We start from the raw sequence: 1803 nt of genomic DNA, 5'->3' as shown, positions 1-1803 counted from the left end.
GCCCACGCGAGCGAGCTCGGTCGCGTCATGGACGACGAGAACCCGTCGATCGCGGAGGCGTTCGTGCTCGTCGTCGGCCTCGGCGGCGCCGCGGGCGCGGGCGCGGCACCCGCGCTCGCGGAGGAACTGTCGCGTCTCTACGACGCGCCGGTGTACGCCGTCGGGCTGCTCCCGACGCCGGCGGAGTCGGCGGCCAGCGAGGTCGACCCCGTCCGCGGGAGCGCGACTGATCCCGGGGAGCGCGAGCCCCGGCGACCGCTCGCGGAGAAGAACGCGGCCCGGACGCTCGACGCCCTCTCCGACCGCTGTGCGGCCGTGTTCCCCTTCGACAACGACGCGTGGCTCCGCCCGGGGGAGACCCTCGCCGACGCTCGGGACCGGCTGAACGAGGTCGTCGTCGAGCGGACCGCGGCGCTGTTCGGGGCCGGCGAGTCGGACGCCGGGACGTCGACCCCGCAGCAGGTGCTCGACGCGAGCGACGTCGCCCGCGTGCTCGGTGACGACGGGGAGCTCGCCGCGGTCGGCCACGCCGCGCAGGCGGTCGACCCGCCGGAGTCGGGGTCGCGGTTCGGGCTCGGGCTGTTCGGTTCGGACGAGCCCGCCGAGGTCGACGCCAGCGCCGCGGTGTCGGCGATCGAGACGGCGATCCGGAAGGCGACCCGCGGGAAGTCGACGGTCGAGGTCCGCGAGGGGCGCGCGGACCGGACCCTGCTCGTCGTCGGCGGGCCGCCGCCGTGGCTCAACCGCCAGGCGATCGCCGACGGCCGGCGATGGATCGCGGAGGAGACCGGGTCGGACGCGATACTGAGCGGGGACGCGCCGGATCCGGACGGCGAGGCGGTGTTCGCCGTCGTGTTGCGCTCGGGGATCGACGAACCGGCGCGGATCCGGGAGATCCGGGAGTCGATCGCGTGACCCCATCCCGTCGGGCGGGGCCGGCGGGGACTTCATCCACCCGAACCGATTAACCGCTTGTGGCGCCCAGATCGGTCGTGACCACCCACGCCGACCTCGGGCTCGACCTCGACGTGCGCGACACGGACGCGGTCGCCGACCGGCGCGACGAGCTCGTCGCCGCGGTCCGCGACCACGCCGGAACGATCGCCTACCAACTCGCCAAGCTCCAAGGGGGCGACTACGGCCGTCGGGAGCTGTCGACGCCCGGCGGGACGTGGACCGTCAAACACGAGGCCGGAGAGCTGGAGTTCCTGCTGTTCTCGCCGAAGTCCGGCTCCGACGTATACGTCATCTCGACGAAGCAGCCGCCGGACCCGGAGGACCTCGCGGCCGCCCTCGACGACTACGCGAACTTCGTCGTCGCTTGGAACGAGTACGTCGCGTCGCTGTCGGGCGTCCTCGACGGCGTGAGCGCCGAGTTTCCGGAGCCCGCCTCGACCGACGGGGTCGTCGCCGAGCGCGACCGCGTGCTGGACGCGATCCGCGAGGCCTGCACCGTCATGGCCGGTGAGATCCACCGGTACGAGGGCGACGACTACGGGACCTACACCGCCCGCGTCGAGGGCGACCGTTGGGAGCTGAAGTGGGACGAGGGTACCGTCTCGTACCTCCGCGTGGGCGGCTCCGGCGGCCTCTACCTCCTCTCGCAGTACGAGGCGCCCTCCGCGGCCGACGTCCGCGAGTACGCCGACTCTTTCCGCGGATTCGTCGACGCGTACAACGAGTTCGTGGGAGAGTTGGAGAGCGACCTCGCGACGGTCGAGCTGTAGGGATACCGAGCCTTTCTGTCCGTACTCAGTGCTATTTAAATCCTCAGCGGGAGACGGTTCTCGTATTCTCGATCGT

Annotated in this window: 2 protein-coding genes; both read left to right on the top strand. The window is 72.2% G+C overall.

The window, feature by feature from the left end; genetic code table 11:
• Positions 1–915: FtsZ/tubulin family protein (locus B4V06_RS17330; RefSeq protein WP_498170791.1), on the top strand; the 915-nt coding region annotated here is incomplete at its 5' end.
• A 77-nt stretch (positions 916–992) separates the two neighbouring features.
• The gene (locus B4V06_RS17325; protein ID WP_498170790.1) at positions 993–1727 is read left to right on the top strand and encodes a profilin-fold protein; all 735 of its coding nucleotides are present in this window, start codon (positions 993–995) and stop codon (positions 1725–1727) included.
• The last annotated feature ends 76 nt before the right edge of the window (positions 1728–1803 follow it).

The sequence above is a fragment of the Halorubrum sp. B53 genome, from assembly GCF_059752395.1.
This window is presented reverse-complemented; position numbering and strand designations above follow the sequence as displayed.